21 protein-coding genes are annotated in these 21,781 nt (G+C 63.6%); 16 read left to right on the forward strand and 5 right to left on the reverse strand.

Features of this window, described 5'->3' with window-relative positions; all coding sequences use genetic code 11:
• The first annotated feature begins 32 nt into the window (after positions 1-32).
• The 3 genes from AC1PQG_RS04920 to AC1PQG_RS04930 all read left to right on the forward strand — a co-directional run bounded on the left by AC1PQG_RS04920 (position 33) and on the right by AC1PQG_RS04930 (position 2,328).
• Positions 33-650 (forward strand): response regulator transcription factor, encoded by a 618-nt coding sequence (locus AC1PQG_RS04920; RefSeq protein WP_481121527.1) that lies wholly within the window; start codon positions 33-35, stop codon positions 648-650.
• Positions 651-855: 205 nt separating this feature from the next.
• A complete protein-coding gene (locus AC1PQG_RS04925; RefSeq protein WP_481121528.1) occupies positions 856-1,401 on the forward strand; it encodes a phasin family protein in 546 nt (181 codons plus the stop codon).
• Positions 1,402-1,491: 90 nt separating this feature from the next.
• The gene (locus AC1PQG_RS04930) at positions 1,492-2,328 is read left to right on the forward strand and encodes a ferritin-like domain-containing protein (RefSeq protein WP_481121529.1); all 837 of its coding nucleotides are present in this window, start codon (positions 1,492-1,494) and stop codon (positions 2,326-2,328) included.
• Positions 2,329-2,335: 7 nt separating this feature from the next.
• Here the strand turns inward: AC1PQG_RS04930 and ccsB are convergent, their stop codons facing one another.
• The 3 genes from ccsB to AC1PQG_RS04945 form a co-directional block, all read right to left on the reverse strand.
• Positions 2,336-3,478 (reverse strand): c-type cytochrome biogenesis protein CcsB, encoded by a 1,143-nt coding sequence (gene ccsB, locus AC1PQG_RS04935; protein ID WP_481121530.1) that lies wholly within the window; start codon positions 3,476-3,478, stop codon positions 2,336-2,338.
• Positions 3,479-3,493: 15 nt separating this feature from the next.
• The gene (locus tag AC1PQG_RS04940; RefSeq protein WP_481121531.1) at positions 3,494-5,545 is read right to left on the reverse strand and encodes a cytochrome c biogenesis protein ResB; all 2,052 of its coding nucleotides are present in this window, start codon (positions 5,543-5,545) and stop codon (positions 3,494-3,496) included.
• 96 nt (positions 5,546-5,641) lie between these two features.
• Positions 5,642-6,277, reverse strand: coding sequence for a c-type cytochrome (locus AC1PQG_RS04945; protein WP_481121532.1), 636 nt, complete (start codon positions 6,275-6,277; stop codon positions 5,642-5,644).
• Positions 6,278-6,389: 112 nt separating this feature from the next.
• Here AC1PQG_RS04945 and yihA point away from each other — a divergent pair, with 112 nt between their 5' ends.
• Positions 6,390-7,007: a ribosome biogenesis GTP-binding protein YihA/YsxC gene (gene yihA, locus AC1PQG_RS04950; RefSeq protein ID WP_481121533.1), complete on the forward strand. Its 618-nt coding sequence runs from the start codon at positions 6,390-6,392 to the stop codon at positions 7,005-7,007.
• Between the two features lie 93 nt (positions 7,008-7,100).
• Complete coding sequence (locus AC1PQG_RS04955) at positions 7,101-8,540, forward strand: mannose-1-phosphate guanylyltransferase/mannose-6-phosphate isomerase (protein WP_481121534.1); 1,440 nt, start codon at positions 7,101-7,103, stop codon at positions 8,538-8,540.
• A gap of 68 nt (positions 8,541-8,608) precedes the next feature.
• Here the strand turns inward: AC1PQG_RS04955 and AC1PQG_RS04960 are convergent, their stop codons facing one another.
• Together AC1PQG_RS04960 and AC1PQG_RS04965 are read right to left on the reverse strand one after the other, a co-directional pair.
• Positions 8,609-9,127 (reverse strand): DUF2946 family protein, encoded by a 519-nt coding sequence (locus tag AC1PQG_RS04960; protein ID WP_481121535.1) that lies wholly within the window; start codon positions 9,125-9,127, stop codon positions 8,609-8,611.
• A gap of 21 nt (positions 9,128-9,148) precedes the next feature.
• Positions 9,149-9,952: an outer membrane protein assembly factor BamD gene (locus AC1PQG_RS04965; protein WP_481121536.1), complete on the reverse strand. Its 804-nt coding sequence runs from the start codon at positions 9,950-9,952 to the stop codon at positions 9,149-9,151.
• 10 nt (positions 9,953-9,962) lie between these two features.
• Between AC1PQG_RS04965 and rluD the strand changes: the two genes are divergently transcribed.
• The 11 genes from rluD (at position 9,963) to AC1PQG_RS05020 (ending at position 21,657) form a co-directional block, all read left to right on the forward strand.
• The gene (gene rluD, locus AC1PQG_RS04970) at positions 9,963-10,928 is read left to right on the forward strand and encodes a 23S rRNA pseudouridine(1911/1915/1917) synthase RluD (RefSeq protein ID WP_481121537.1); all 966 of its coding nucleotides are present in this window, start codon (positions 9,963-9,965) and stop codon (positions 10,926-10,928) included.
• Positions 10,925-11,662 (forward strand): peptidoglycan editing factor PgeF, encoded by a 738-nt coding sequence (gene pgeF, locus AC1PQG_RS04975; RefSeq protein WP_481121538.1) that lies wholly within the window; start codon positions 10,925-10,927, stop codon positions 11,660-11,662. The genes rluD and pgeF overlap by 4 nt, the downstream gene beginning before the upstream one ends.
• 62 nt (positions 11,663-11,724) lie before the next feature.
• Positions 11,725-12,513, forward strand: a complete 789-nt coding sequence (locus AC1PQG_RS04980) for a ZIP family metal transporter (protein ID WP_481121539.1) — start codon at positions 11,725-11,727, stop codon at positions 12,511-12,513.
• 283 nt (positions 12,514-12,796) lie between these two features.
• On the forward strand, positions 12,797-14,536 hold the full coding sequence (locus tag AC1PQG_RS04985; protein ID WP_481121540.1) for a PHA/PHB synthase family protein: 1,740 nt from the start codon (positions 12,797-12,799) through the stop codon (positions 14,534-14,536).
• A gap of 119 nt (positions 14,537-14,655) precedes the next feature.
• Positions 14,656-15,396: an acetoacetyl-CoA reductase gene (phbB, locus tag AC1PQG_RS04990; protein WP_481121541.1), complete on the forward strand. Its 741-nt coding sequence runs from the start codon at positions 14,656-14,658 to the stop codon at positions 15,394-15,396.
• A 38-nt stretch (positions 15,397-15,434) separates the two neighbouring features.
• Positions 15,435-16,175: an acetoacetyl-CoA reductase gene (gene phbB / locus AC1PQG_RS04995; protein ID WP_481115353.1), complete on the forward strand. Its 741-nt coding sequence runs from the start codon at positions 15,435-15,437 to the stop codon at positions 16,173-16,175.
• Between the two features lie 105 nt (positions 16,176-16,280).
• A complete protein-coding gene (phaR, locus tag AC1PQG_RS05000; protein WP_481121542.1) occupies positions 16,281-16,886 on the forward strand; it encodes a polyhydroxyalkanoate synthesis repressor PhaR in 606 nt (201 codons plus the stop codon).
• 60 nt (positions 16,887-16,946) lie between these two features.
• Positions 16,947-18,275, forward strand: coding sequence for a 30S ribosomal protein S12 methylthiotransferase RimO (gene rimO / locus AC1PQG_RS05005; RefSeq protein ID WP_481121543.1), 1,329 nt, complete (start codon positions 16,947-16,949; stop codon positions 18,273-18,275).
• A 9-nt stretch (positions 18,276-18,284) separates the two neighbouring features.
• Entirely contained in the window at positions 18,285-19,214 is a 930-nt protein-coding gene (locus AC1PQG_RS05010; protein WP_481121544.1) for a patatin-like phospholipase family protein, read from the forward strand.
• Between the two features lie 65 nt (positions 19,215-19,279).
• Entirely contained in the window at positions 19,280-20,686 is a 1,407-nt protein-coding gene (locus AC1PQG_RS05015; protein ID WP_481121545.1) for an FAD-binding oxidoreductase, read from the forward strand.
• A gap of 230 nt (positions 20,687-20,916) precedes the next feature.
• Complete coding sequence (locus AC1PQG_RS05020; protein ID WP_481121546.1) at positions 20,917-21,657, forward strand: PEP-CTERM sorting domain-containing protein; 741 nt, start codon at positions 20,917-20,919, stop codon at positions 21,655-21,657.
• Positions 21,658-21,781: the final 124 nt, after the last annotated feature.

Consider the following 21,781-nt stretch of genomic DNA (forward strand, 5'->3'; position numbering starts at 1 on the left):
AACAAGTAGTCACTGCCGACCGGGAGAAGAATATGAACAGGCCACTTGTCTGTGTGGTCGATGACGACGATGCTGTGCGTCTGTCGATCGGTTTGCTGGTCGAAACCCTCGGTTTTCCGGTGCGCTGCTACGCGGGCGCGATGGAGTTCCTGGATGACGACGAGGCACTGGAGCGTGCTCATTGTCTGGTGCTCGACGTGCGTATGCCGGGTTTGAGCGGTGTAGGCTTGCAGGACCGCCTCGGGCGAGTTGGTCAGCGCGTGCCGATCATTTTTGTGTCTGCCTATGGTGACGTGCCGATGGTGGCGCGGGTCATGCGTGCGGGCGCCTTTGATTTCCTGCAGAAGCCCTTTAATGAGCAGGTATTGCTCGACCGCGTCAATGAAGCGGTGCAGGTGGCTACCCAGCGTCGGCGGGAGGGCGCCCGGTGGAATGCGGTCCAGGTGCGTCTGGACGGCCTGACGACCCGCGAGCGGGACGTCATGGACGGGATGGTGGCGGGACGCCTCAACAAGCAGATCGCCGAGGATCTGGGCATCAGCATCAAGACCGTCGAACAGCATCGGGCGAGGGTCATGGAAAAGCTGCAGGTCGAATCCCTGGCCGAATTGGTCAGGCTGGTGATCGAAGCCCGCTATTACACGGACTGAGTTTCAATGTGATCAGGGTTTTCCCTGTATTGACGCGGGGAAAATGCCGTCTTCATGGCTTTGGCCGACGATGACATACTCCGCTCAACTTCTTTGCTGCAACTTGATGTGCAGCGTCGGCAAATGACTGCGTGCCGTCCGGGACGGAATCTAGAAGGATGGGGGAGACACCCATGGAAAGCAGTCAAATTGACAGGAGATTTGAATGACCGTGGTCAGCATTGCACGTTTCGCGCCGTTGCAGGGCGCCGAGCTCGACAAGTTCATCGAACTGGCCCAAGGGCTGGCGGACCAAGCCGAGAAACTCCTTCGTCTGCAATTGGAAAGTAACCTTGAGTTTGCCCGCGACGCCTTGGCTGGTTCAGCAGGCTTCCTTGAGGTTCGTGACGTGGCCGGCCTGGCCGACTGGCAGGCCCGTTTCTTCCAGCCGCAGCTGCAGCGTTCCTCCGAAACGGCCCGTCAGCAGTACGAAGTGCTGCTCGAGGCTGGTCAGCTTTTCGCCGAGGCTTTCCGGAATACCGCCGCGACGGCCTCTGGTCAGGTCCGGCACAACATCGACCGTCTGGCGGAAGGTGCGCCGACCGGTTTCGATGCATGGTTTGATGTCCTGCGTGGTGGTTTCGAGGCCCAGATGGCGGCCTTCGAGAACTTCGGCAAGATTGGTGAGCAGATCAAGGATGTGGCGCTTGCCGTACAGGTTGCCAAGCCGGCGGCCAGCTCTCGCCGGGAGGCTGCTCGCAAGACTGCGTGATTGAGGGGGGAGAAAGAGGCGCGTCATCGCGCCCGCGGAAGGCCGTCCATGTAGGCGGCCTTTCGTTTTTTGGTGGTGTACCATCGGGCTATGCCGGAAACCCCAGAAAATATCTATGTCCGGGCTTATGAGGCCCTGATGTGTTCCGATCCTGCCGAAAAATCCAGACTGGTGACACAACTATGCCGGGACTGGGAGCAGGACGTGCTGCCGCTCCCTGCCGATGAAGGTGACTGCCCTGCGCTACCGGTGATCGATGCCGGTCGGCCGGATCGGCCCGAACTGATTACCCATACCTCCGTGCCGAGCCGTAAACCCTCATCCGTCGAGGGGCTGGCGGCACTGTTGCATGCGATTGCCCATATCGAATTCAACGCCATCAATCTGGCGCTGGACTGTGTCTATCGTTTTCGGGGCTTGCCGGCGGATTTCTATGCCGGATGGCTGAAGGTGGCGGAGGAGGAGGCCTACCATTTTGGCCTTGTGACGGAGCGGCTTGCTACTGTGGGCTTTACCTACGGTGACTTTCCCGCCCATCGTGGTCTATGGGACATGGCCGTCAAGACTGCCGACGATCCGCTGACGCGCATGGCCCTGGTGCCGCGGGTGCTCGAAGCGCGGGGGCTGGACGCCACGCCGCCGATCGTTGCCAAGCTGAAAAAGATCGGCGACGACGCGACGATCGCGGTGCTTGACATCATCCTGCGCGACGAGATCGGCCATGTAGCGCTGGGCGATCGCTGGTTCCGCCGTTTCTGCGCGGAACGGGGGCTGGAGCCGGAAGCGACCTATCTCGCCCTGATGACCGAATTCGACGCCCCATGGCCACCCAAGCCTCTAAACGTTGAAGCCCGCCGAAAGGCGGGCTTCAGTGCCGGAGAGATTGCCCGGCTGGAAGGCGGCCGGCCCCGTCGGAACGGGGCCTAGACAGGGATCACAGCGAGCCGTACGAATGCAGGCCTGACAGGAACATATTGACGCCGACGAAGGCGAAGGCCGTCACCACCAGGCCGATCACAGCCCACCAGGCCAGCATCGGGCCGCGCAGGCCCTTGGTCAGGCGGATGTGCAGCCAGGCTGCGTAGTTCAGCCACACAATGAAGGCCCAGGTCTCCTTCGGGTCCCACTGCCAGTAGGTGCCCCAGGCTTCGGCGGCCCACAGGGCGCCGAGGATGGTGGCGATGGTGAAGAACGCGAAGCCGATAGCGATCGCCTTGTACATCACGTCGTCGAGCACCTCTGCGGGCGGCAGGCGGCTGGCCAGGATGCCCTTGCGCACCAGCAGGTCGGCCACGCCGATCATAGCCGCCAGCGCGAAGGCGCCGTAGCCGATGAAGTTGGCCGGCACGTGCACCTTCATCCAGTAGCTCTGCAGCGCCGGGATCAGCGGCTGGATCTCCTGGGCCTCACGGGAGAAGGTGTACCACAGCAGGAAAGCCACCGCCGCCGAGATCACCAGCAGCACGAAGGCACCCATCCGGCGCGTTGCGTAGTGGCCTTCGTAGTACAGGTAGAGCAGGCCGGTGATCAGCGAGAACAGCACGAAGACTTCGTACAGATTGCTGATGGGGATGTGGCCCACGTCGGTGCCGATCAGGTAGCTCTCATACCAGCGCACCAGCAGGCCGGTAGTGCCCATCGTCACGGCGCTCCAGGTCAGCGCGGAGCCGGTCTTCTCGGCAAAGTCGGAACGGGCGATGAGCCCGATCCAGTAGGCGCCGGTGGCAATGAAGAACAGCGCGCTCATCCACATGATCGCCGTCTGGCTGGAGATCAGGTACTTGAGGAAGAAGGCCTGTTCGGCGCGGGCCAGATCACCGCCGTACAGGGTGATGCTCAGCAGGGCCAGCGCCGCGGCGGCGACGAGGAAACCCCGGAAGGGCTTCCAGGCCCAGCCGATGGCGGCCAGGGATGGGACGACGGCGGCGAGGATCGCCTTGTCGTAGATGTCCATGAAGCGGCCGTACTGGCTCAGGGCGAAGCCGGCTGCGCAGACCAGGGCCAGTGCGAACAGGCCGTCGCCAAGGCCGACGCGGCGCAGGGGGGACGACGGGGTTCCGGAGTGGGCGATGTCCATGGGTATGACCTCGGATCAGGATTGGGCGGGCGGCGCGGTGGTGGGGGCGAGCAGGGCCGCGATGGCCTTGCGGTGGCGCTGGAAGGCTTCTTCCACGTCCATCGACTTGCGATTGGCGCTGAGGGCCACCAGTGCGTCGCCGTTGTGTTTGATCAAAACAAAGAGCCGGCGTTCGCGGATGTAGAGCATCGCGAAGACACCCAGCACCAGCAGCAGGGAGCCGAAATACACCACCGGTTTGCCCGGCGAGCGGGTCACCTGCAGCACCGTGGCGCGTACTTCCTCGAAGCTGGCGAGCTGGAAATACACCGGCGCACCGTAATGCAGGCTGTCGCTGGTGGCGTTCAGGGAGTCGCGCAGCAGGCGGCCGAGTTTCTGGTCCAGCTCCAGCGGAGGCTGGCCGGCAGCGCTGCGGGCCAGTTTCCAGGCTTCCCAGGTCGAGCCTTCGAGAATCTTCACGAACACGTCGGCGGCCTTGTCGCGCTCCGCGGCAGGCACGGTGCTCTCGATGAACTTGCCGAGGCTTTCGAAACCGCCGAGCGCAAACAGCTCCAGCGTCTTCCGGGTGGTTTCGCGCAGGCGCCCGCGCACCGTCTCGCCGGCGTCCGGGCCCAGCGCGGTGGTGACGAAGCGGTTGGCAATCTCGGCGTGGCGGCTCTTGTCGAGCAGCATGCCGCGGATCGTGAACCAGCTGTCCGGCTTGCCGTCCTGGTCCATCGGGATGCGCATGAAGCGGAACGGTGCTGCCGGCGTGTCGCGCATGCCGGCCAGCATGTACCAGGCGCCGTCCTGCTCGATCGGCAGCATGTAGTTCTGGTATTCCCGGGCCTGGCCGGCGGAGTCGCGCAGCTTGTATTCGAAGCTCGGGCCGACGTTGCGCAGGTCCTTCTTCGACACGGAACGGGCGCCGCTGCCGAGGTGCTTCTCGAGCGTGGCCATCTTGCTGCTCTCCGCCGCCGTCTCCTCGTTGGCCATGTTCTCGATGTTGAAGGGGCGGAAGCTGCCCAGCTCCAGCGTGTAGTCCAGGCCGTCCTGTTTCAGTTTGATGGCCTCGCCGACGGTGGCGTCGGTCTGGAAGGGCGCCTTGCCGCCGCTGCGCAGGTCGTGGCCGAGCAGGTGCAGGCGCGAGCCGCCGTCCTCGAAGCTGGCCTGGTACATCATGATGCCGTCGAACTCGAAGGGCTTGTTCACCTCGATGGTCTTCTCGACGGACTTGCCGCTGGCCTTGTCGGTGATCAGGATGTCGCTGGCGAAGCGCTTCGGCATCCCGGTCGAGTAGTGTTCCAGGTGGAACTTGCGCAGGGACACCGTGAAGGGCAGGTCCTGCAGCAGGATGCCGTCCTTCACGTTGAGGATCGCCACGTTGGAACTCTTGCCTTCCGGGATGAAGACGTTGCCGCGGAAGCTCCAGTTGTCCAGCCCCAGGCGGCTCTCCGGCTTGATGTCGGAGATCAGCTGGTTGCCCGAGGTGGTCGTTTTGCCGCCGAGAGCCATCTGCATCTTGAGGGGCAGGTTACCGTCGAGCAGGCCGCCGATGCAGATCAGCACGATGGCGGAGTGGGCCAGGAAGTAGCCGACGCGTGTCCAGCTGCCCTGCTTGGCGGCCAGCAGCACGCCGTCCTCGCGGGCGCCGGTCCGGCTCTGAAAGCCGTTGGCGGCCAGATAAGCCTGAATCTTCTGGGCCGCGTTGTCGGTGGGGAGGGCGGTGTGCAGCCGCTCGTGGTGCTGGAAGGCGGCCAGCGAGGCTTCCTTCGCATGTTCGCGGAAGCTGCGCATGTCCTTCAGCATCGGCTGCGTCTGGCGCACGATGCAGGCCGTGGTGGAGAGCACCAGGAAGGCCAGGATGAGCAGGAACCAGGCCGAGTTATAGACCGCGTAGAGGCCCAGCTCCTCGAAGAACGGAAACCAGTAGGGGCCGAACTGGTTGAGGTAATTGTTGTAGGGCTCGTTCTGCTTGAGCACCGTCCCGATGATGGAGGCGATCCCGAGGATGGTCAGCAGGCTGATCGCAAAGCGCATCGAGCTGATCAGCTCGTAGAAGGCGCGGGAAGTGCTGCGCTGTCGCATGAATGGCGTCGAGATAAGCGGGGGCGGAAATGGAAAAAGGGGTGGCCGAGACCACCCCTTTCTTTATAGTCGGACAGCGCGAAAAGGCGCCTTGACTCAGCGCAAGCCGGCAGCGAAGTCGGCGACGGCCTTGATTTCCGGGTCGGTCATCTTGAGGGCGATGGTGCGCATCATCTTGTTCGGATCGTTGGCACGCTCGCCGGCACGGAAGGCCCTCAGCTGAGCTTCGGTGTAGTCGGCGAACTGGCCCGACAGGCGCGGGAACTGGGCGGGCAGACCTGCGCCAGCGGGGCCGTGACAGGCGGCACAGGCGGGGATGCCGCGCTTCAGGTCACCGGCACGCCACAGCTTCTGGCCGAGTTCGATGGTGGCCTTGCTCTTGGCGGCTTCGGGCTTGAGCTGCTGGCCGGCGAAGTAGGCGGCCAGACCCTTGATGTCGTCGTCGGACAGCGGAGCGGCCATGCCACCCATCACCGGGTTGGCGCGCTCGGCGGGCTTGCCGTCCTGGCTCTTGAAGTTCCGCAGCTGCTTGGCGAGGTATTCCTGATGCTGGCCCGCGAGCTTCGGGTTGGTCGGGATCTGGCTGTTGCCGTCTGCGCCGTGGCACGCAACGCAGACCGTTTCTGCAGTCTGCTTGGCCTTGGCCAGATCGGGTTGGGCGGAAGCCTTCTCTTCAGCCTGAACTGCACCGGCGGCCAGAAGCAACGAAAGCAGCAGGGAACGCTTGATCATGATGTCCTCGGAAGCCAAGAATGTGGAAGTCTCAAACCTGCTATTCTATAGCAATTCCAGTCATTTGCGCGATGCAATAAAGCTCTAGCGCGCAAGCTCCACGCCATTCCCCATGCCTCTCTTCCGTAACGCCCAGTTCGAAATTTCCATTGCCAAGGCCAGCGGCCTGCCGGCGCCTCGTGGTCCTGAAATCGCCTTTGCCGGGCGTTCCAATGCCGGTAAATCGAGCGCCATCAATACCCTCGCCAACCATACCCGGCTGGCTTTCGTGTCCAAGACGCCGGGGCGCACCCAGCTGATCAACTTCTTCCGTTTGCAGAACGGCGCCGTGCTGGTGGACCTTCCCGGCTATGGCTATGCCGAAGTGCCCGAAGCCGTACGCCGCCAGTGGCAGCATCTGCTCGAGGATTACCTGACCCGCCGCCCCAATCTGGTCGGTCTGGTCCTGATCATGGACTCCCGCCACCCCCTCAAGGAACTCGACCGCACGATGATCGGCTGGTTTGCGCCGAGCGGGCGGCCGATCCACGTGCTGCTGACCAAGAGCGACAAGCTCACCCGCAGCGAAGCCGCCGCCACCCTCGCCGCGGTCCGCAAGGAACTCGCACCACTGGGTGAGCACGTGACGGTGCAACTCTTCTCCAGCCTCAAAAAGAGCGGCGTCGAGGATGTTGAGAAGGTGGTCGGCGGCTGGCTTGCCGGCATGGCGGAGGACATGCCGGATATGTGAATGCTGAATGACGGAGAAGTTTTGTTGGCAACTTTGTGTTAAAACGTATGGCATTGTGCAGCGCTTCAATTTTGTGAAAGTCCTTATCGAGCCATGGAACTTCAACCCGTCATCCTCTCTGGGGGCTCCGGCACCCGCCTGTGGCCCCTGTCCCGCGAGCAATACCCCAAGCAGCTGCTGGCGCTGGTCGGCAACGAAACCATGCTGCAGGCCACGGCCGGGCGGCTGAACGGTTTCCGTGGGCGCCTGGCGGTGGCCGCCGAGCCGGTGGTGGTGTGCAACGAGGAATACCGCTTCGTGACTGCAGAGCAGTTGCGCTCCAGTGGTAAGAGCAGCGGCAACATCGTCCTCGAGCCCTTCGGGCGCAATACCGCGCCGGCCCTCACGCTGGCTGCCCTGGCGGTGCAAGAGGCCGATCCGGTGCTGCTGGTGATGCCGGCCGACCACGTGATCCGTGACCTCGATGGTTTCCAGGCAGCGATTGATACAGGTATCCCGGCTGCCCTGGACGGCTCGATCGTGACCTTCGGTATCGTTCCCGACCGAGCCGAAACCGGCTATGGCTACATCCGTTTCGGCGCCGACCGTGCGGACGGCAGCAAGGCCATTGCCGCCTTCGTCGAGAAACCCGACGCAGCCACCGCCCAGCGCTACCTGGACAGCGGCGAATACCTGTGGAACAGCGGCCTGTTCATGGTCCGGGCCCGTGTCTGGCTGAAGGCCATTGCGCAACTGCAGCCCGCAATGTACGCCGCCTGCGTTGAAGCCTGGAATACGGGCTCCCGCGACGCTGATTTCGTGCGGGTCGGCAAGGAGGCCTTCAAGGCCTGCCCGTCCGACTCCATCGACTATGCCGTCATGGAAAAGCTGGTCGGGGCTGCCGATCTCGGTGTTTCCGGTAGCGTCGTGCCCATGTCTTCCGGCTGGTCGGATGTCGGCGCCTGGGATGCCCTGTGGCAGATCGCCGACAAGGACGAAGCCGGCAACGTGGCCCGTGGCGATGTGCTGTTCGAGGACAGCCGCAACACGCTGGTGTACGCCCAGGACCGCATGGTCGCCTGCGTCGGCCTGGATGACACCGTCGTTGTCGAAACGCCCGATGCGGTGCTGGTTGCACGCAAGGACAAGACCCAGCACGTCAAGCAGATCGTCGCCACTCTCAAGGCGGGCCAGCGCAGCCAGGCTTCGGCCCACCGCAAGATCCATCGCCCTTGGGGCTGGTACGACTCCATCGACGCCGGTCCGCGCTTCCAGGTCAAGCGCATCGTCGTCAATCCCGGCGCGCGGCTAAGCCTGCAGATGCACCACCACCGGGCGGAGCACTGGATCGTCGTGAAGGGCACCGCCGAAGTCACCAACGGCGACAAGGTCTTCCTGCTTGGCGAGAACGAGTCCACCTACATCCCGTTGGGGCATGTGCATCGTCTGGCCAACCCGGGCAAGCTGCCCCTCGAGATCATCGAGGTGCAGTCCGGCGCCTACCTGGGTGAAGACGATATCGTCCGTTTCGAAGACAAGTACGGCCGCGGCTGAGCGGCAGGCCAGGGAAGAGGGAAGGGCCGGCTGCATGCCGGCCCTTGCTGTATCGGCAGCCGGCCGGGTCAGGCCGGTTTGTCGATGAAGCCGAAACGCGCTGAAACCTCCGCCTGCCGGATACGCCCGACGGCCAGGTGCTGTCCGTCCCAGTTCAGCGTGATGGCGCTGTCGTCCGCCTCCAGGTCACCGTCGAGGTGGTCCAGCATCGCAGCCAGGTCACGGTCGTCGAGCAATGCAATGCCGTGCTCGCTGCCCAGCAACAGATTCCCATGCTCGTCCAGCCAGGCGCTGTCGAGCCCCGCCACGGGCAGGCCGGTATGGGTTTCCAGCCGGTCGGGGGCAGCAAGGCGCAGGATCGTTGGCGTGTAGTCGAGATCAACGAAGACCTGCTGCGGACCGTTCTGGAAATACCAGCGGCCGTCCGGCGTCGACAAATAGTTGCGGCCGATGAAGCCGCGCAGCCCGGCATGGCGGATCGGCCCTTCGGGCACCCACCATTCCCCGCGCCGGCTCAGGCGCAGCCAGCCCGTGCACGAGGGCACGTTCGGCCATTTGGCGAGCGCGAGGCGGACCGCTTCATCCATGGAGATTTGCCGTGCCAGCGCTCACCACATCTTCCACCACGGAACGTTGCTGGACGTCGCGCCGTTGGCTGTGAAGTAGCGGCTCTTCGGGAAGTTCTTGTGCAGCACGCGATCGGCGTCGTCGCGCAGGTCGTTCATCTGCAGCGCGTCGTAGCTCTTGACCATCAGGAACAAGGCTTCTTCCATGGCCGGCGACTGGGGGAAGTCCTTGAGCACGCCCTGGGCCCGGTTGGCCGCTGCCACATAGGCGCCGCGGTTGTAGTAATAGCGGGACACGTGCACTTCGTAGGACGCCAGGGCATTTACCAGGTAACGCATGCGCAGCATGGCATCCGGCGTGTATTTGCTGTCCGGGAAGCGCTGAGCCAGTTCCTTGAACGTGTCGAAGGACTCGCGGGTCGCCTTCGGGTCGCGCTCCGACAAATCCTGTTTGGCCAGTGCGCCGAGCAACCCCAGGTCTTCGTTGAAGTTCGCCAGCCCCTTCAGGTAGTAGGCGTAATCCACGTTCGGGTGGTTGGGGTGCAGCTTGATGAAGCGGTCGCAGGCGGCGATGGCTGAAGCCGGCTCGTTCGACTTGTAGTAGGCGTAGGCCACCTCGAGCTGGGCCTGTTGCGCGTAACGGCCATAGGGGTAGCGCGACTCAAGCTTCTCGAACATCTTGATGGCGCGATCCCAGGCGCCATCCGACATGGACTCCTTGGCTTCTGAATACAGCTTCTGGGCGTTCCAGCCGACGGTTTCGTCCACCTGATCGGGGAGGCTGCTGCAGCCGGCAAGCAGCAGGAAGCCGGTAAGCGTTAAACTACGCAGGGTGAAATGCGCCATTGAAAACTCATTGGAAGAAGACTGGCTCGATTATAGCCCAGCCTCTTCTTCCCCTTCGCCGCGACGCGAGTCGATTCCTGACGAATGTGCTGGTCTCCGGGTAGACCAAGCCCTCGCGCGCCTTTTTCCTGAACATTCCCGCAGTCGCCTGCAGTCCTGGTTGAAGTCCGGGCGGATCCTCGTAAATGGTGCCTCGCCGGACGCCAAGTCCAAGGTGTGGGGCGGCGAGACCCTCGTCGTCAGTCCGGAACCCTCCGAGGCGATGCTTGCCGAGCAGGCCGAAGACATCCCGCTGGACGTGGTCTTCGAGGACGACACCATCGCCGTCATCAACAAGCCGGTCGGGCTGGTCGTCCATCCGGGCAGCGGTAACTGGTCCGGCACGCTGCTCAACGCGCTGCTGTTCCACAACCCCTCTTTCCGTGAACTGCCGCGGGCCGGTATCGTGCATCGTCTGGACAAGGACACCAGCGGCCTGCTGGTCGTCGCCAAGACCCTCGAAGCCCAGACCGACCTGGTGCGCCAGCTGCAGGCACGCTCCGTCAAGCGCCACTACTACGCGCTGGTGCATGGCGAGCCGTCGCCGAGCGGGGTGGTGAATGCGCCGATCGGGCGCCACCCGGTCCAGCGTACGAAGATGGCTGTCGTGCCCGGCGGCCGCGAGGCAGTGACCCATTACCGCGTCGTCGAGCGTTTCGCTCGTGCGAGCCTCGTCGAGTGCCAACTGGAAACCGGCCGTACCCACCAGATCCGCGTGCACATGGCCCACATCGGCCACCCGCTGGTGGGCGACACGACCTACGGCAAGGCCCGCAGCGCCGACCCACGCCTCGACGCCTTTCCGCGCCAGGCACTGCATGCCTGGCAGCTCGGCCTCATCCATCCGCGCAGCGGCGAAGCCGGCCGCTGGGACGTGCCGCTGGCCGCCGACATCGAGAGCCTGCTGGCCATTCTGCGCGAGAGCCCCAAACCATGAGCGCAGCCTCCTGGATCCATCCCGACTGGCCGGCGCCCGTCAATGTGCGGACCTTGTCCACTACCCGCTTCGGGGGTAATAGCCCGGCGCCGTACGACTCCCTCAATCTGGGGCTCCACGTCGGGGATGAGCCGGCCCTGGTGGCTGCCAACCGGGCGGTGCTGCGTGCCGAACTGCCGGACGAACCCTGCTGGCTCAACCAGGTGCATGGCATCAATGTTGTCGACGCGGCTGTGCTGCACGAGGCAGTGCCTGAAGCGGATGCGGCGGTGAGCCGCGTCGCGGGAAGGGTCTGCGCAGTGATGACCGCCGACTGCTTGCCGGTGCTGCTGTGCGATCGTGCCGGCACTGTCGTTGCTGCGGCCCATGCGGGCTGGAGAGGCCTGGTCGATGGGGTCATCGAAGCTACCGTGGACAAGATGGCCGTGCCACCGTCCGCGGTGCTGGCCTGGCTCGGTCCGGCCATCGGCCCGCAAGCCTTCGAAGTCGGTGAAGAGGTTCGTGCCGCTTTCCTGGCTGTCGATCCGGCCGCCGATGCGGCCTTCCGCGCCGGCGTCCAGCCGGGGAAGTGGTTCGCCGATATCTATCTGCTGGCCCGCCAGCGCCTGGCCCGGTTGGGCGCTCACGCCGTTCATGGCGGTGACGCCTGCACCGTCACCGAAAAAGAACGCTTCTTCTCCTACCGGCGCGATCGCCGGACCGGCCGTATGGCCAGCCTGATCTGGCTGGCCTAAGTCCTGGCAGTCGAGACGAAGACTAAAGCTATACTGCCCGGCCCCCTGAAAGCTGTAGAGCCATGACTCCCCTTGCCTGGATCATCTTCATGAGTTTCGCCGGCGGCCTGCTCAGCGTGCTGGTCGCCTCCGGGTTCGCCTTTGCGGCGCGCCCCAACTGGGTTCCCATCCTGATCAGCTACGCCATCGGCGCCTTGCTCGGCGCCTCCTTCCTGGAGGTGCTGCCCCACGCCATCGAAGCAGCGGAAACCCCCGAGCGCGCTGCGATGAACGTGCTCGCCGGCATCCTGATCTTCTTCGTGCTGGAAAAACTGGTGCTGTGGCGCCACTGCCACGACGAAGGCTGCGACGGCCACGAACACCACCACCATGGCGGTGGCGGTCACGACCACGGGCGCAGCGGTCTGTTGATCCTCGTCGGCGACACCTTCCACAACTTCGTGGACGGCATCCTGATCGCGGCGGCCTTCGTCGAAAGCACGCCCCTCGGCATCGTCACCGGGCTGGCCATCATCGCCCACGAAATCCCGCAGGAAGTCGGTGATTTCCTGATCCTGCTGCACTCCGGCTACAGCCGCACCAAAGCCCTGGCCTTCAACCTGCTCTCCAGCGTCGCAACCCTGGTCGGCGGCCTGCTGGCCTACTTCGCGCTGTCCCGAGTACAAGCGCTGGTGCCCATGTTCCTTGCCCTGGCGGCCGCGAGTATGATCTACGTGGCCGTGGCGGATCTCATTCCGGGTTTGCACAAGCGTACGGAATTGCGCGCCACCATCCAGCAGGTATTATTGATTGCCGCCGGCATTGCCTCCATCGTCTTCGCCCACCCCCTCGCCGAGCGGGCGCTGGGCTAAACGGCGACGGCGGCGGGCCGACGTGCCAAAAATCCACACAAACAGGGAGAGCGGCGCAAGCCCGTAGAACAAGAACGTAAGAACGGCGCCGACAACCGTGGTTTCAGTCACGGTGGCCATCAAGGCGACGAAAATCCAAGCGATAGCGACAATATACATACCCGGATTCTACAGGCCGTCGTACGGGCCCGGGGTCGAGACGCGTGCCGCCCGGCTGCGTCTGCCCGCTCCGGCAACAACTGCGCTGTGATTTTCCTGGTCGGATACAACAAAGGAGAGCTGGATGTCTGTAACACCGGAGCAGTCCGCAGAGGCCCTGCAGGGCATGTTCAAGTTTGGCCAGTCCTTGGCTGAAGGTTTCCTCGATTTCCTCGGCAAGCAGAACGCTGCGCTCCAGCAGGTGGCGCCGGCCGCGGCCCAGCAAGTCCCGCCGCCCGAAGCCGCGGAACTCGCCGCGCTGCAGAAGTCCTTGGCCGAAGCCCACGCCCGCCTGTGGGCGAGCATCGCCCAGGCCAAGCCGGGCGAGCCCCTCGAGCCGATGGTGCAGCCCCAGCCGGGCGACCGCCGCTTCAACGCGCCCGAGTGGTCCTCCAGTCCGGTCTACGACTACATCCGTCAGGCCTATCTGCTCAATTCCGACTACCTCGGCAAGCTCGCCGACGCTTTGCCCATCGCCGACGGTCGCGCCAAGGCGCGCATGCAGTTCCTTACCCGCCAGTACGTCGAGGCCATGTCCCCGTCCAACTTCGCGGCGACCAACCCAGAATTCATCAAGACGGCCCTCGATACCAAGGGCGAGAGCATCACCCAGGGCATCAAGAATCTGATCGGTGACATGGAGAAGGGCCGCATCTCCATGACCGATGACTCGGCCTTCGAGATCGGCCATAACCTGGCCACCACGCCGGGCTCCGTCATCTATGAAAACGAGCTGATCCAGCTCATCCAGTACGCGCCGCTGACCGACAAGGTCCACAAGACGCCGCTGCTGATCGTTCCGCCGTGCATCAACAAGTTCTACATCATGGACTTGCAGCCGGCCAACTCCCTGGTGCGCTTCATCGTCGAGCAGGGCTTCACGGTCTTCCTCGTCTCCTGGAAGAATGCCAAGGCCGAAGAGGCCCATTTCGGCTGGGACGACTACCTGGAGAAAGGCCCCATCACTGCACTGCAGGTTGTCCGTGAAGTCACCAAGGTGCAAAAACCCCACGTGCTCGGCTTCTGCGTCGGCGGCACCATCCTGTCGTCCGCACTCGCCGTGCTGCGCGCCAAGGGTGAAGACCCCGCCGAAAGCCTCACGCTGATGACCACCTTGCTCGACTTCAGCGACGCCGGCGAAATCGGCTGTCTGGTGGACGAAGCCTCGGTGGCCGCCCGCGAGGCGGCTATCGGCAAGGGTGGGCTGCTGCGCGGCCAGGAGCTGGCCCAGGTCTTCTCCAGCCTGCGCGCCAACGACCTCATCTGGCAGTACGTCGTCGGCAACTACCTGAAAGGCCGGACCCCGGAAGCCTTCGACCTGCTGTACTGGAACTCCGACAGCACCAACCTGGCCGGCCCCTTCCTCGCCTGGTACCTGCGCAACATGTACCTCGAGAACAACCTGCGCGTACCCGGCAAGCTCGAGATGCTCGGCGTCAAGGTGGACCTCGGCAAGGTCGATTTGCCAGCGTACCTGCTCGCCACCCGCGAAGATCACATCGTGCCGTGGACCAGCGCCTACCTGGTCCGTCAGATCCTCGGTGGCGAGACCACCTTCGTTCTGGGTGCCAGCGGCCATATCGCCGGCGCCATCAATCCGGCCTCCAAAAACCGCCGCAGCTACTGGACCAGCGATTCCGCCGCCTCGGTTCCCGAAGAATGGTTGCAATCTGCCACAGAACAAAAGGGCAGCTGGTGGCTGCACTGGATAGAATGGCTCAAACCGCGCAGTGGCAGTCTGGTAGCTGCGCGAAACAAGCCGGGCAACGCAAAGCACAAGGTGATTGAGGCTGCGCCCGGACGTTATGTAAAAGAAAAAGCCTGAGCTGCCACACCAAAGACCGACAAAACAAATACAGAACACGTCGGCAGTGAGCGGGTTCCGGGGGCACTGCCGACGTCAGCGCGACCCCCGCATACATCAAGACAAGGAGGGAGAAAAACATGGCACGAGTAGCACTGGTGACCGGTGGTATGGGAGGCCTGGGGGAATCGATCAGCATCAAGCTGGCTGCCCTTGGCTACAAGGTGGTCGTAACCTACTCGCCTGGCAACGAAAAGGCTGGCGAATGGCTGCAGACCATGAACAACATGGGCTATGGCTTCAAGGCCTATCCCTGTGACGTGGCCGACTTCGACGCCTGCAAGCAATGCGTCGAGAAGGTCACCACCGACATCGGCCCCGTGGATGTGCTGGTCAATAACGCCGGCATCACCCGCGACATGACCTTCAAGCGCATGACCAAGGCTGACTGGGACGCCGTCATGAGTACCAACCTCGACAGCGTCTTCAACATGACCAAGCAGGTCATGGACGGCATGGTCGAGCGCAAGTGGGGGCGTGTCATCAACGTGTCGTCGGTCAATGGTATCAAGGGGGCGTTCGGGCAGACCAACTACTCCGCCGCCAAGGCCGGGATGCACGGCTTCACCAAGGCGCTCGCGCTGGAAGTGGCCAAGGCCGGAGTGACGGTCAACACCATCTCGCCGGGCTACATCGGCACCAAGATGGTCACCGCCATTCCGCAAGAGGTCCTCGAAACCAAGATCCTGCCGCAGATTCCGATGAGTCGCCTCGGCAAGCCGGAGGAGATCGCCGGTCTGATTGCCTATCTGGCATCGGACGAGGCGGCCTTCGTCACCGGGGCCAACATCTCTATCAACGGCGGTCAGCATATGTTCTAATCGGTGTTCATCTGGCACCGCAACAAAAAGGAAAGTAAATGACTCAACGCATCGCTCTCGTTACTGGCGCAGTCGGTGGTCTCGGCACTGCAATCGTCAAATCCCTGGCTGCCGCTGGTGTCCGCGTGGTCGGCAACTTCTTCCCGGGCGATCCCGCCAAGGATGCGTGGGTTGAAGCCCGCAAGGCCGAAGGCCTGGACGTTCCGGTGTACGGTTTCGACGTCTCCGACTACGAACAATGCAAGGCCGCGATCGAGCAGATCACCGCTGAAGTCGGCCCGATCGACATCCTGGTGAACAACGCCGGCATCACCCGCGACAAGTTCTTCCCGAAGATGGAAAAGGGTCAGTGGGATGCCGTCATCGCCACCAACCTGACCAGCCTGTTCAACGTCACCCACACCATCTCCCCGAAGATGGCCGAGCGTGGCTGGGGCCGTATCATCAACATCTCCTCCGTGAACGGCGTCAAGGGTCAGGCCGGCCAGACCAACTACTCCGCCGCCAAGGCTGGCGTGATCGGCTTCACCAAGGCCCTGGCTGCTGAGCTGGCCACCAAGGGTGTTACGGCTAACGCCATCGCCCCGGGCTACATCGGCACCGACATGGTCATGGCGATCAAGGAAGAAGTCCGTAACGCCATCATCGACACCGTGCCCGTCAAGCGTCTGGGCAAGCCGGAAGAAATCGGCGCGGCGGTTGTTTACCTGTCCTCCGAACTGGCTGGCTACGTCACCGGCGCCACCCTCAACGTGAACGGCGGCCTGTACTACCAGTAATCGGTTGCAAAATGCCTCACGGAAGCCCCGCCCCGTGCGGGGCTTTTTCTTGCGCAGCGCAGTATAATCATCCGCGGCGACCCTCTCGCCAAGGAGAAGACACAGATGGCCGATCAAATTCGCCTGATAAAAAAGTACCCGAACCGCCGCCTTTACGATACCCAGACCAGCTCCTACATCACGCTCGCTGACGTCAAGGAACTCGTCCTCGAAAACGCCAATTTCCAGGTTGTCGACGCCAAGACGGGGGAGGATCTCACCCGCAACATCCTGCTGCAGATCATTCTCGAAGAGGAGGCCGGTGGTGCGCCCATGTTCACCAGCGACCTGCTGTCCCAGATGATTCGCTTCTATGGCAATGCCATGCAAGGGATGATGGGCAAGTACCTCGAGAACAACATCAAGGCCTTCACCGACATGCAGGCCAAGATGCAGGAGCAGGTCCGTTCGGTCTACGGTGACAATGCCACCGTCAACCAGGATCTGTGGGCTCAGTTTCTGAACTTCCAGGGACCGGCCATGCAGAGCATGATGGGCGCGTACATGGAACAGAGCAAGAAGATGTACACGCAGATGCAGGAGCAGCTCGACAGCCAGACGCGCAATCTGTTCTCCGGGTTCCAGTTCCCCAATTTCGGCGCGGGTTTCCCCGCCGACAAGAAAGACCCGCAAGCGGCTGCCAGCGAGCCGCCGGGCACACCCAAGAAATAAATCAACGGGGCCGCGCTGTTGTCGCGGCCCTTGTGCTTTTCCCCTTCAGGTTTTCAACGCATGACCCAAGCCAAGCACCCGGCCGCCCCCAAAGTGGGCTTTGTTAGCCTCGGATGTCCGAAGGCGCTCGTCGATTCCGAGCACATCCTCACCCGCCTGCGGGCTGAGGGTTACGAGATTTCCCCATCCTACGAGGGCTCCGATCTCGTCGTCATCAACACCTGCGGCTTCATCGACGCCGCGGTGGAAGAGTCCCTCGACGCCATCGGCGAGGCCCTGGCCGAGAACGGCAAGGTCATCGTCACCGGCTGTCTCGGCGCCAAGGACGATGTGGTGATGGCGGCGCACCCGCAAGTGCTGGCCGTCACCGGCCCGCATGCCACCGAAGAGGTCATGCACGAGGTGCACAAGCACCTGCCCAAGCCCCACGATCCCTTCATCGATCTGGTGCCGCCGCAGGGCATCAAGCTCACGCCCAACCACTACGCCTACCTCAAGATTTCCGAAGGCTGCAACCACCGCTGCACCTTCTGCATCATCCCGTCCATGCGCGGCGACCTCGTCAGCCGCCCGATCGGCGACGTGATGCGCGAGGCTGAGAACCTCGTCAACGCCGGCGTCAAGGAACTGCTGGTGGTATCCCAGGACACCAGCGCCTACGGCGTCGACACCAAGTACCGCACCGGCTTCTGGGGCGGCAAGCCCGTCCGTACCAAGATCTACGATCTCTGCAACGCCCTCGGCGACCTCGGCGTGTGGGTGCGCCTGCACTACGTGTACCCGTACCCCAGCGTAGACGAGCTGATCCCGCTGATGGCCGAAGGCAAGATCCTGCCCTACCTCGACGTGCCCTTCCAGCACGCCAGCCCGCGCATCCTCAAGGCCATGAAGCGGCCGGCCAGCACCGAGAACAACCTCGAGCGCATCCGCCGCTGGCGCGAGATCTGTCCTGATCTCACCATCCGCTCCACCTTCATCACTGGCTTCCCCGGCGAAACCGACGCCGATTTCGAAGAACTGCTGCAGTTCCTCGAAGAAGCCAAGCTCGACCGCGTCGGCGCCTTCGCCTACTCGCCGGTCGAAGGCGCGGCGGCCAACGATCTGCCCGGCGCCGTGCCCGAGGAGATCCGCGAAGAGCGCCGCATCCAGCTGATGGAGTTCCAGGAAGACATCTCCACCGAGCGCCTCGAGCGTTTCATCGGCCGCGAGATGACCGTCCTTGTGGACGAAATCGATGAGGAGGGCGCCCTGGCTCGTTCGCCTGGCGACGCACCGGAGATCGACGGCATGGTCATCATCCCCGCCGGAGAGAACCTGGAGGCCGGTGAGTTCGCCCGCGTGCGCATCACCGACTGTGACGTGCACGACCTCTACGCCGAGCCGATCTAAGTCGTTCCCATGAAACGCCCTCACCGCATCGGCATCGCACTCGGCAGCGGTTCCGCGCGGGGATGGGCGCATATCGGCGTGTTGCGGGCGCTGGCCCGGGAAGGTATCGAGCCGACCATCATCAGCGGCTGCTCCATCGGTGCCTTCGTCGGAGCCGTGGCCGCCGCCGGCGACGTCGAAAAACTTGCGGTCTGGGTCGAAAGCCTGGGCTGGCAGCGCGTCGTCGGCCTGATGGACATGGGGCTGCGGGGCGGGCTCATCAAGGGGGATCGGCTGATCTCCTTCTTCGAGCGCCAGTTCGTCGACCGCGACTTCACCGCGCTGCCGCACCAGTTCGGCTGCGTCGCCACCGATCTGCACAGTGGCCACGAAATCTGGCTGCGGGAAGGCAGCGTCTCCGCCGCCGTGCGCGCGTCCATCGCGCTACCCGGCCTCATCGCCCCGGTCTGGCAGGACGGCCGCCTGCTCGTGGACGGCGCCCTCGTCAATCCGGTGCCGGTATCGCTTGCCCGCGCCATGGGGGCCGACCTGGTCATCGCCGTCGAACTCAACTCCGACGTGGTCGGCTGGGCTTGGCGCAACCGGCCGCCGGCAGGGCAGGGGGGCACCAACGGCGACGCACACTGGTCGCGCAAACTGCTGTCCCGCTTTGGCCGCAACGGTAATGGCAGGGCCCCCCCAAATCCCGCGGCAACCGACGAGACTGCCGTCGCAGAGCTGCCCTCCATGCTGAGCGTGATGCAGGACAGCATCTCCATCATGTCCGTCCGTATCGCCCGCAGCCGCATGGCGGGCGAGCCCGCCGACGTGCTGATCTCCCCGCGCCTTGCCCAACTCGGGCTGATGGACTATCACAGAGGCGCCGAAGCCATCGCCGAAGGCGAGGCCGCCGTCGAAGTCGCCCTGCCGGCCATCCGGCGCGCTCTGGAACAACGCTGATAGAGCGCGTTTCCCGGCAAGCCGCGGGGCCATGTTTTCCCTTCCTGCCTAGCGAGTTCCACCTCATGTCCGCACTGATTGACTCCCTGCGCGAAATCGTCGGCACGCCCCATTGCCTGTCTGCCCATCACGACATGGCGCCTTTCCTCACCGACTGGCGCGGCCGCTACACCGGAGCAGCGCAGGCTGTCGTCTTTCCCGCGGATACCGCAGAAGTGTCCGCCGTCGTACGAACCTGCGTGGATAGTGGTGTCCCCATCGTGCCCCAGGGCGGCAACACCGGCCTATGCGGCGGCGCCACACCGCTGACCGACGGTCTGGCGGTCGTGGTCAACCTGTCCAGACTACGGCGCATCCGCCGTGTCGACCCGGCCAACAACGCAATTACCGTGGAGGCCGGCACGCCGCTGGCCATCGTCCAGGCTGCGGCCTTGGAGGCTGACCGCTTCTTTCCCCTGTCCCTCGCCAGCGAAGGCTCCTGCGAAGTCGGCGGCGTCATCTCCACCAACGCTGGCGGCGTGCAGGTGCTGCGCTACGGCAACACTCGCGAACTGGTGCTCGGGCTGGAGGTCGTCCTGCCCGACGGCCAGGTCTGGAACGGCCTGCGCAGCCTGCGCAAGGACAACACCGGCTATGACCTCAAGCACCTCTTCATCGGCGCCGAAGGCACCCTCGGTATCGTCACCGCCGCCACCCTCAAGCTGTTCGCCCGCCCGCGCAGCAGCGTCACCGCCTGGCTGGCGGTTGCCAGTCCCGCTGCTGCGGTCGCGCTGCTGTCGCGTCTGCGCGGCATGGCCGGCGACCGGGTCACCGCCTTCGAACTGGTCAGTCGGACTTCCCTCGAACTCGTGCTGCAGCACATCCCCGGTACGCGTGACCCCCTGCAGGCGGCTCATCCGTGGTACGTGCTGGTCGAACTGACCGACACCCTCCGGGATGCCGGCCTGGCCGAACTCCTGGAGGCCGAGCTCGAAAGGGCGATTGCCGATTCCGCGGTTCATGATGGCGTGGTTGCCAGCTCCGAGAGCCAGGCTGCCGCACTCTGGTCCCTACGGGAGAACATCTCGGAAGCGCAGAAGCGGGAAGGCTTCAGTATCAAGCACGATGTCTCCGTGCCGATCAGCGCCATCCCCGAGTTTCTCGACCGGGCAGGGGAGGCCCTCCGGGCCGCCCATCCGGGCGTCCGCATCGTCGCCTTCGGCCACCTCGGTGACGGCAACCTCCACTACAACCTGTCGCGCCCCCTGCGCGAAGAGAACGACGCCTTCATCGGCGGCACCGCCGCAGTGGGCCGCATCGTCCATGACCTGGTGGCCGCCCTGGATGGATCCATTTCGGCTGAGCACGGTATCGGCCAGCTGAAGCGAAATATTCTGCCGGCTTACAAGTCAGGGATCGAGCTGGAATTGATGCGCAGCATCAAAACATCGCTGGATCCGGCAGGGTTGATGAACCCCGGTAAAGTCATATGACGTAAGGGAGCTTCGGCTCGCCCTGAAGGATTTGTGTCAGGATTTTTTACACATGCCAGTTGGGCTGGAAACCCAGCATGAGTTTCTTTATTGATTCCGCGGAGTTAATGGAAGTGGCACAGCCCTTGCATTTGTTTCTTCCGTGATAAGTTTCATCAGCCCGGAAGTCGTATGGGATGGTGAGCGGTCCTCGAAATCAACCCTGTGAATCCAGCGGAAAGGGCTTAAGCATGATCAAGAAGCAACTCGCAGTCGCCATCGGCGCAGCACTCACCTTCGGTGCCGTCAACGTCGCCAACGCCGGCGTTTTCACCTCCACTGCCAACCTCAGCGGCAGCTTCAACATCAGCGGCTTCGCTGATGCCACCCCCAACGTTTACCAGATTCAGCTGACCGGCCTTACCGGTCTGGTCGATCTCTACGTGCCGAGCAGCGGTCTCGTCAGCGCCGAGCGCCAAGGTACCGTCACTGTCAATTACGGCGGCCCGGCTCCGCTGGTGTCCTCCAACCCGACCTGGGTTTCTCTTGGCACCGGCGCCATCACCAGCAGTGGCCTGACTGGCACGCATTTCGTGTATGACTTCACCAACAACACCTTCACGTCCGACGGCGCAGCCGTGACCGGTGGCAGCTTCACCGGCAGTGCCAGTGCGCTCAACCTGCTGCTCGGCAACATGTTTGGGCCGCTTGGCGCGACCATCGGTACCGGTAGCGTGTCCGTGGTCCACTCCCTGGGCGGCGGCAACTGGACCATCGACGTCACTGAAACCGATGTCGGCGGCACCGGCTTCAGCGGTATCTTCGCTGCGCTGGATGCGGCTCCCGGCAGCCTGACCGATGGCAAGATCGATGGCACTTTCTCGATCGTCAATGGTGGCGTCCGCGTAACCGTTCCTGAGCCTGCCTCCATGGCCCTGGTTGGCCTTGGTTTGGCTGGCATGGCTGCTCTGCGCCGCCGCAAGGCTGCCTGATCGGCTTCCTTTCCTCGGAAAGGTCTTGAAACCCCGCCTTAGGCGGGGTTTTTTGCGTCCTGGCAGGGCAAAGTGTGGCTCTAAAGTACGTTGGATGCAAAAAGGGGTTTACAAACCGTGAATA

The sequence above is a fragment of the Zoogloea sp. GDB6 genome (genome assembly GCF_056724105.1).

Bases quoted from the DNA above. Each gene is read 5' to 3' on its own strand.
- AC1PQG_RS04965 (WP_481121536.1), bottom strand. From the start codon at position 9,952: ATGGCGCATTTCACCCTGCGTAGTTTAACGCTTACCGGCTTCCTGCTG.
- rimO (WP_481121543.1), top strand. From the start codon at position 16,947: ATGACCCAAGCCAAGCACCCGGCCGCCCCCAAAGTGGGCTTTGTTAGC.
- AC1PQG_RS04980 (WP_481121539.1), top strand. From the start codon at position 11,725: ATGACTCCCCTTGCCTGGATCATCTTCATGAGTTTCGCCGGCGGCCTG.
- AC1PQG_RS04925 (WP_481121528.1), top strand. From the start codon at position 856: ATGACCGTGGTCAGCATTGCACGTTTCGCGCCGTTGCAGGGCGCCGAG.
- ccsB (WP_481121530.1), bottom strand. From the start codon at position 3,478: ATGGACATCGCCCACTCCGGAACCCCGTCGTCCCCCCTGCGCCGCGTC.
- AC1PQG_RS04955 (WP_481121534.1), top strand. From the start codon at position 7,101: ATGGAACTTCAACCCGTCATCCTCTCTGGGGGCTCCGGCACCCGCCTG.
- pgeF (WP_481121538.1), top strand. From the start codon at position 10,925: ATGAGCGCAGCCTCCTGGATCCATCCCGACTGGCCGGCGCCCGTCAAT.
- AC1PQG_RS04960 (WP_481121535.1), bottom strand. From the start codon at position 9,127: ATGGATGAAGCGGTCCGCCTCGCGCTCGCCAAATGGCCGAACGTGCCC.
- yihA (WP_481121533.1), top strand. From the start codon at position 6,390: ATGCCTCTCTTCCGTAACGCCCAGTTCGAAATTTCCATTGCCAAGGCC.
- AC1PQG_RS04920 (WP_481121527.1), top strand. From the start codon at position 33: ATGAACAGGCCACTTGTCTGTGTGGTCGATGACGACGATGCTGTGCGT.
- AC1PQG_RS05010 (WP_481121544.1), top strand. From the start codon at position 18,285: ATGAAACGCCCTCACCGCATCGGCATCGCACTCGGCAGCGGTTCCGCG.
- AC1PQG_RS04940 (WP_481121531.1), bottom strand. From the start codon at position 5,545: ATGCGACAGCGCAGCACTTCCCGCGCCTTCTACGAGCTGATCAGCTCG.
- phaR (WP_481121542.1), top strand. From the start codon at position 16,281: ATGGCCGATCAAATTCGCCTGATAAAAAAGTACCCGAACCGCCGCCTT.
- phbB (WP_481115353.1), top strand. From the start codon at position 15,435: ATGACTCAACGCATCGCTCTCGTTACTGGCGCAGTCGGTGGTCTCGGC.
- phbB (WP_481121541.1), top strand. From the start codon at position 14,656: ATGGCACGAGTAGCACTGGTGACCGGTGGTATGGGAGGCCTGGGGGAA.
- AC1PQG_RS05020 (WP_481121546.1), top strand. From the start codon at position 20,917: ATGATCAAGAAGCAACTCGCAGTCGCCATCGGCGCAGCACTCACCTTC.
- AC1PQG_RS05015 (WP_481121545.1), top strand. From the start codon at position 19,280: ATGTCCGCACTGATTGACTCCCTGCGCGAAATCGTCGGCACGCCCCAT.
- AC1PQG_RS04945 (WP_481121532.1), bottom strand. From the start codon at position 6,277: ATGATCAAGCGTTCCCTGCTGCTTTCGTTGCTTCTGGCCGCCGGTGCA.
- AC1PQG_RS04985 (WP_481121540.1), top strand. From the start codon at position 12,797: ATGTCTGTAACACCGGAGCAGTCCGCAGAGGCCCTGCAGGGCATGTTC.
- AC1PQG_RS04930 (WP_481121529.1), top strand. From the start codon at position 1,492: ATGCCGGAAACCCCAGAAAATATCTATGTCCGGGCTTATGAGGCCCTG.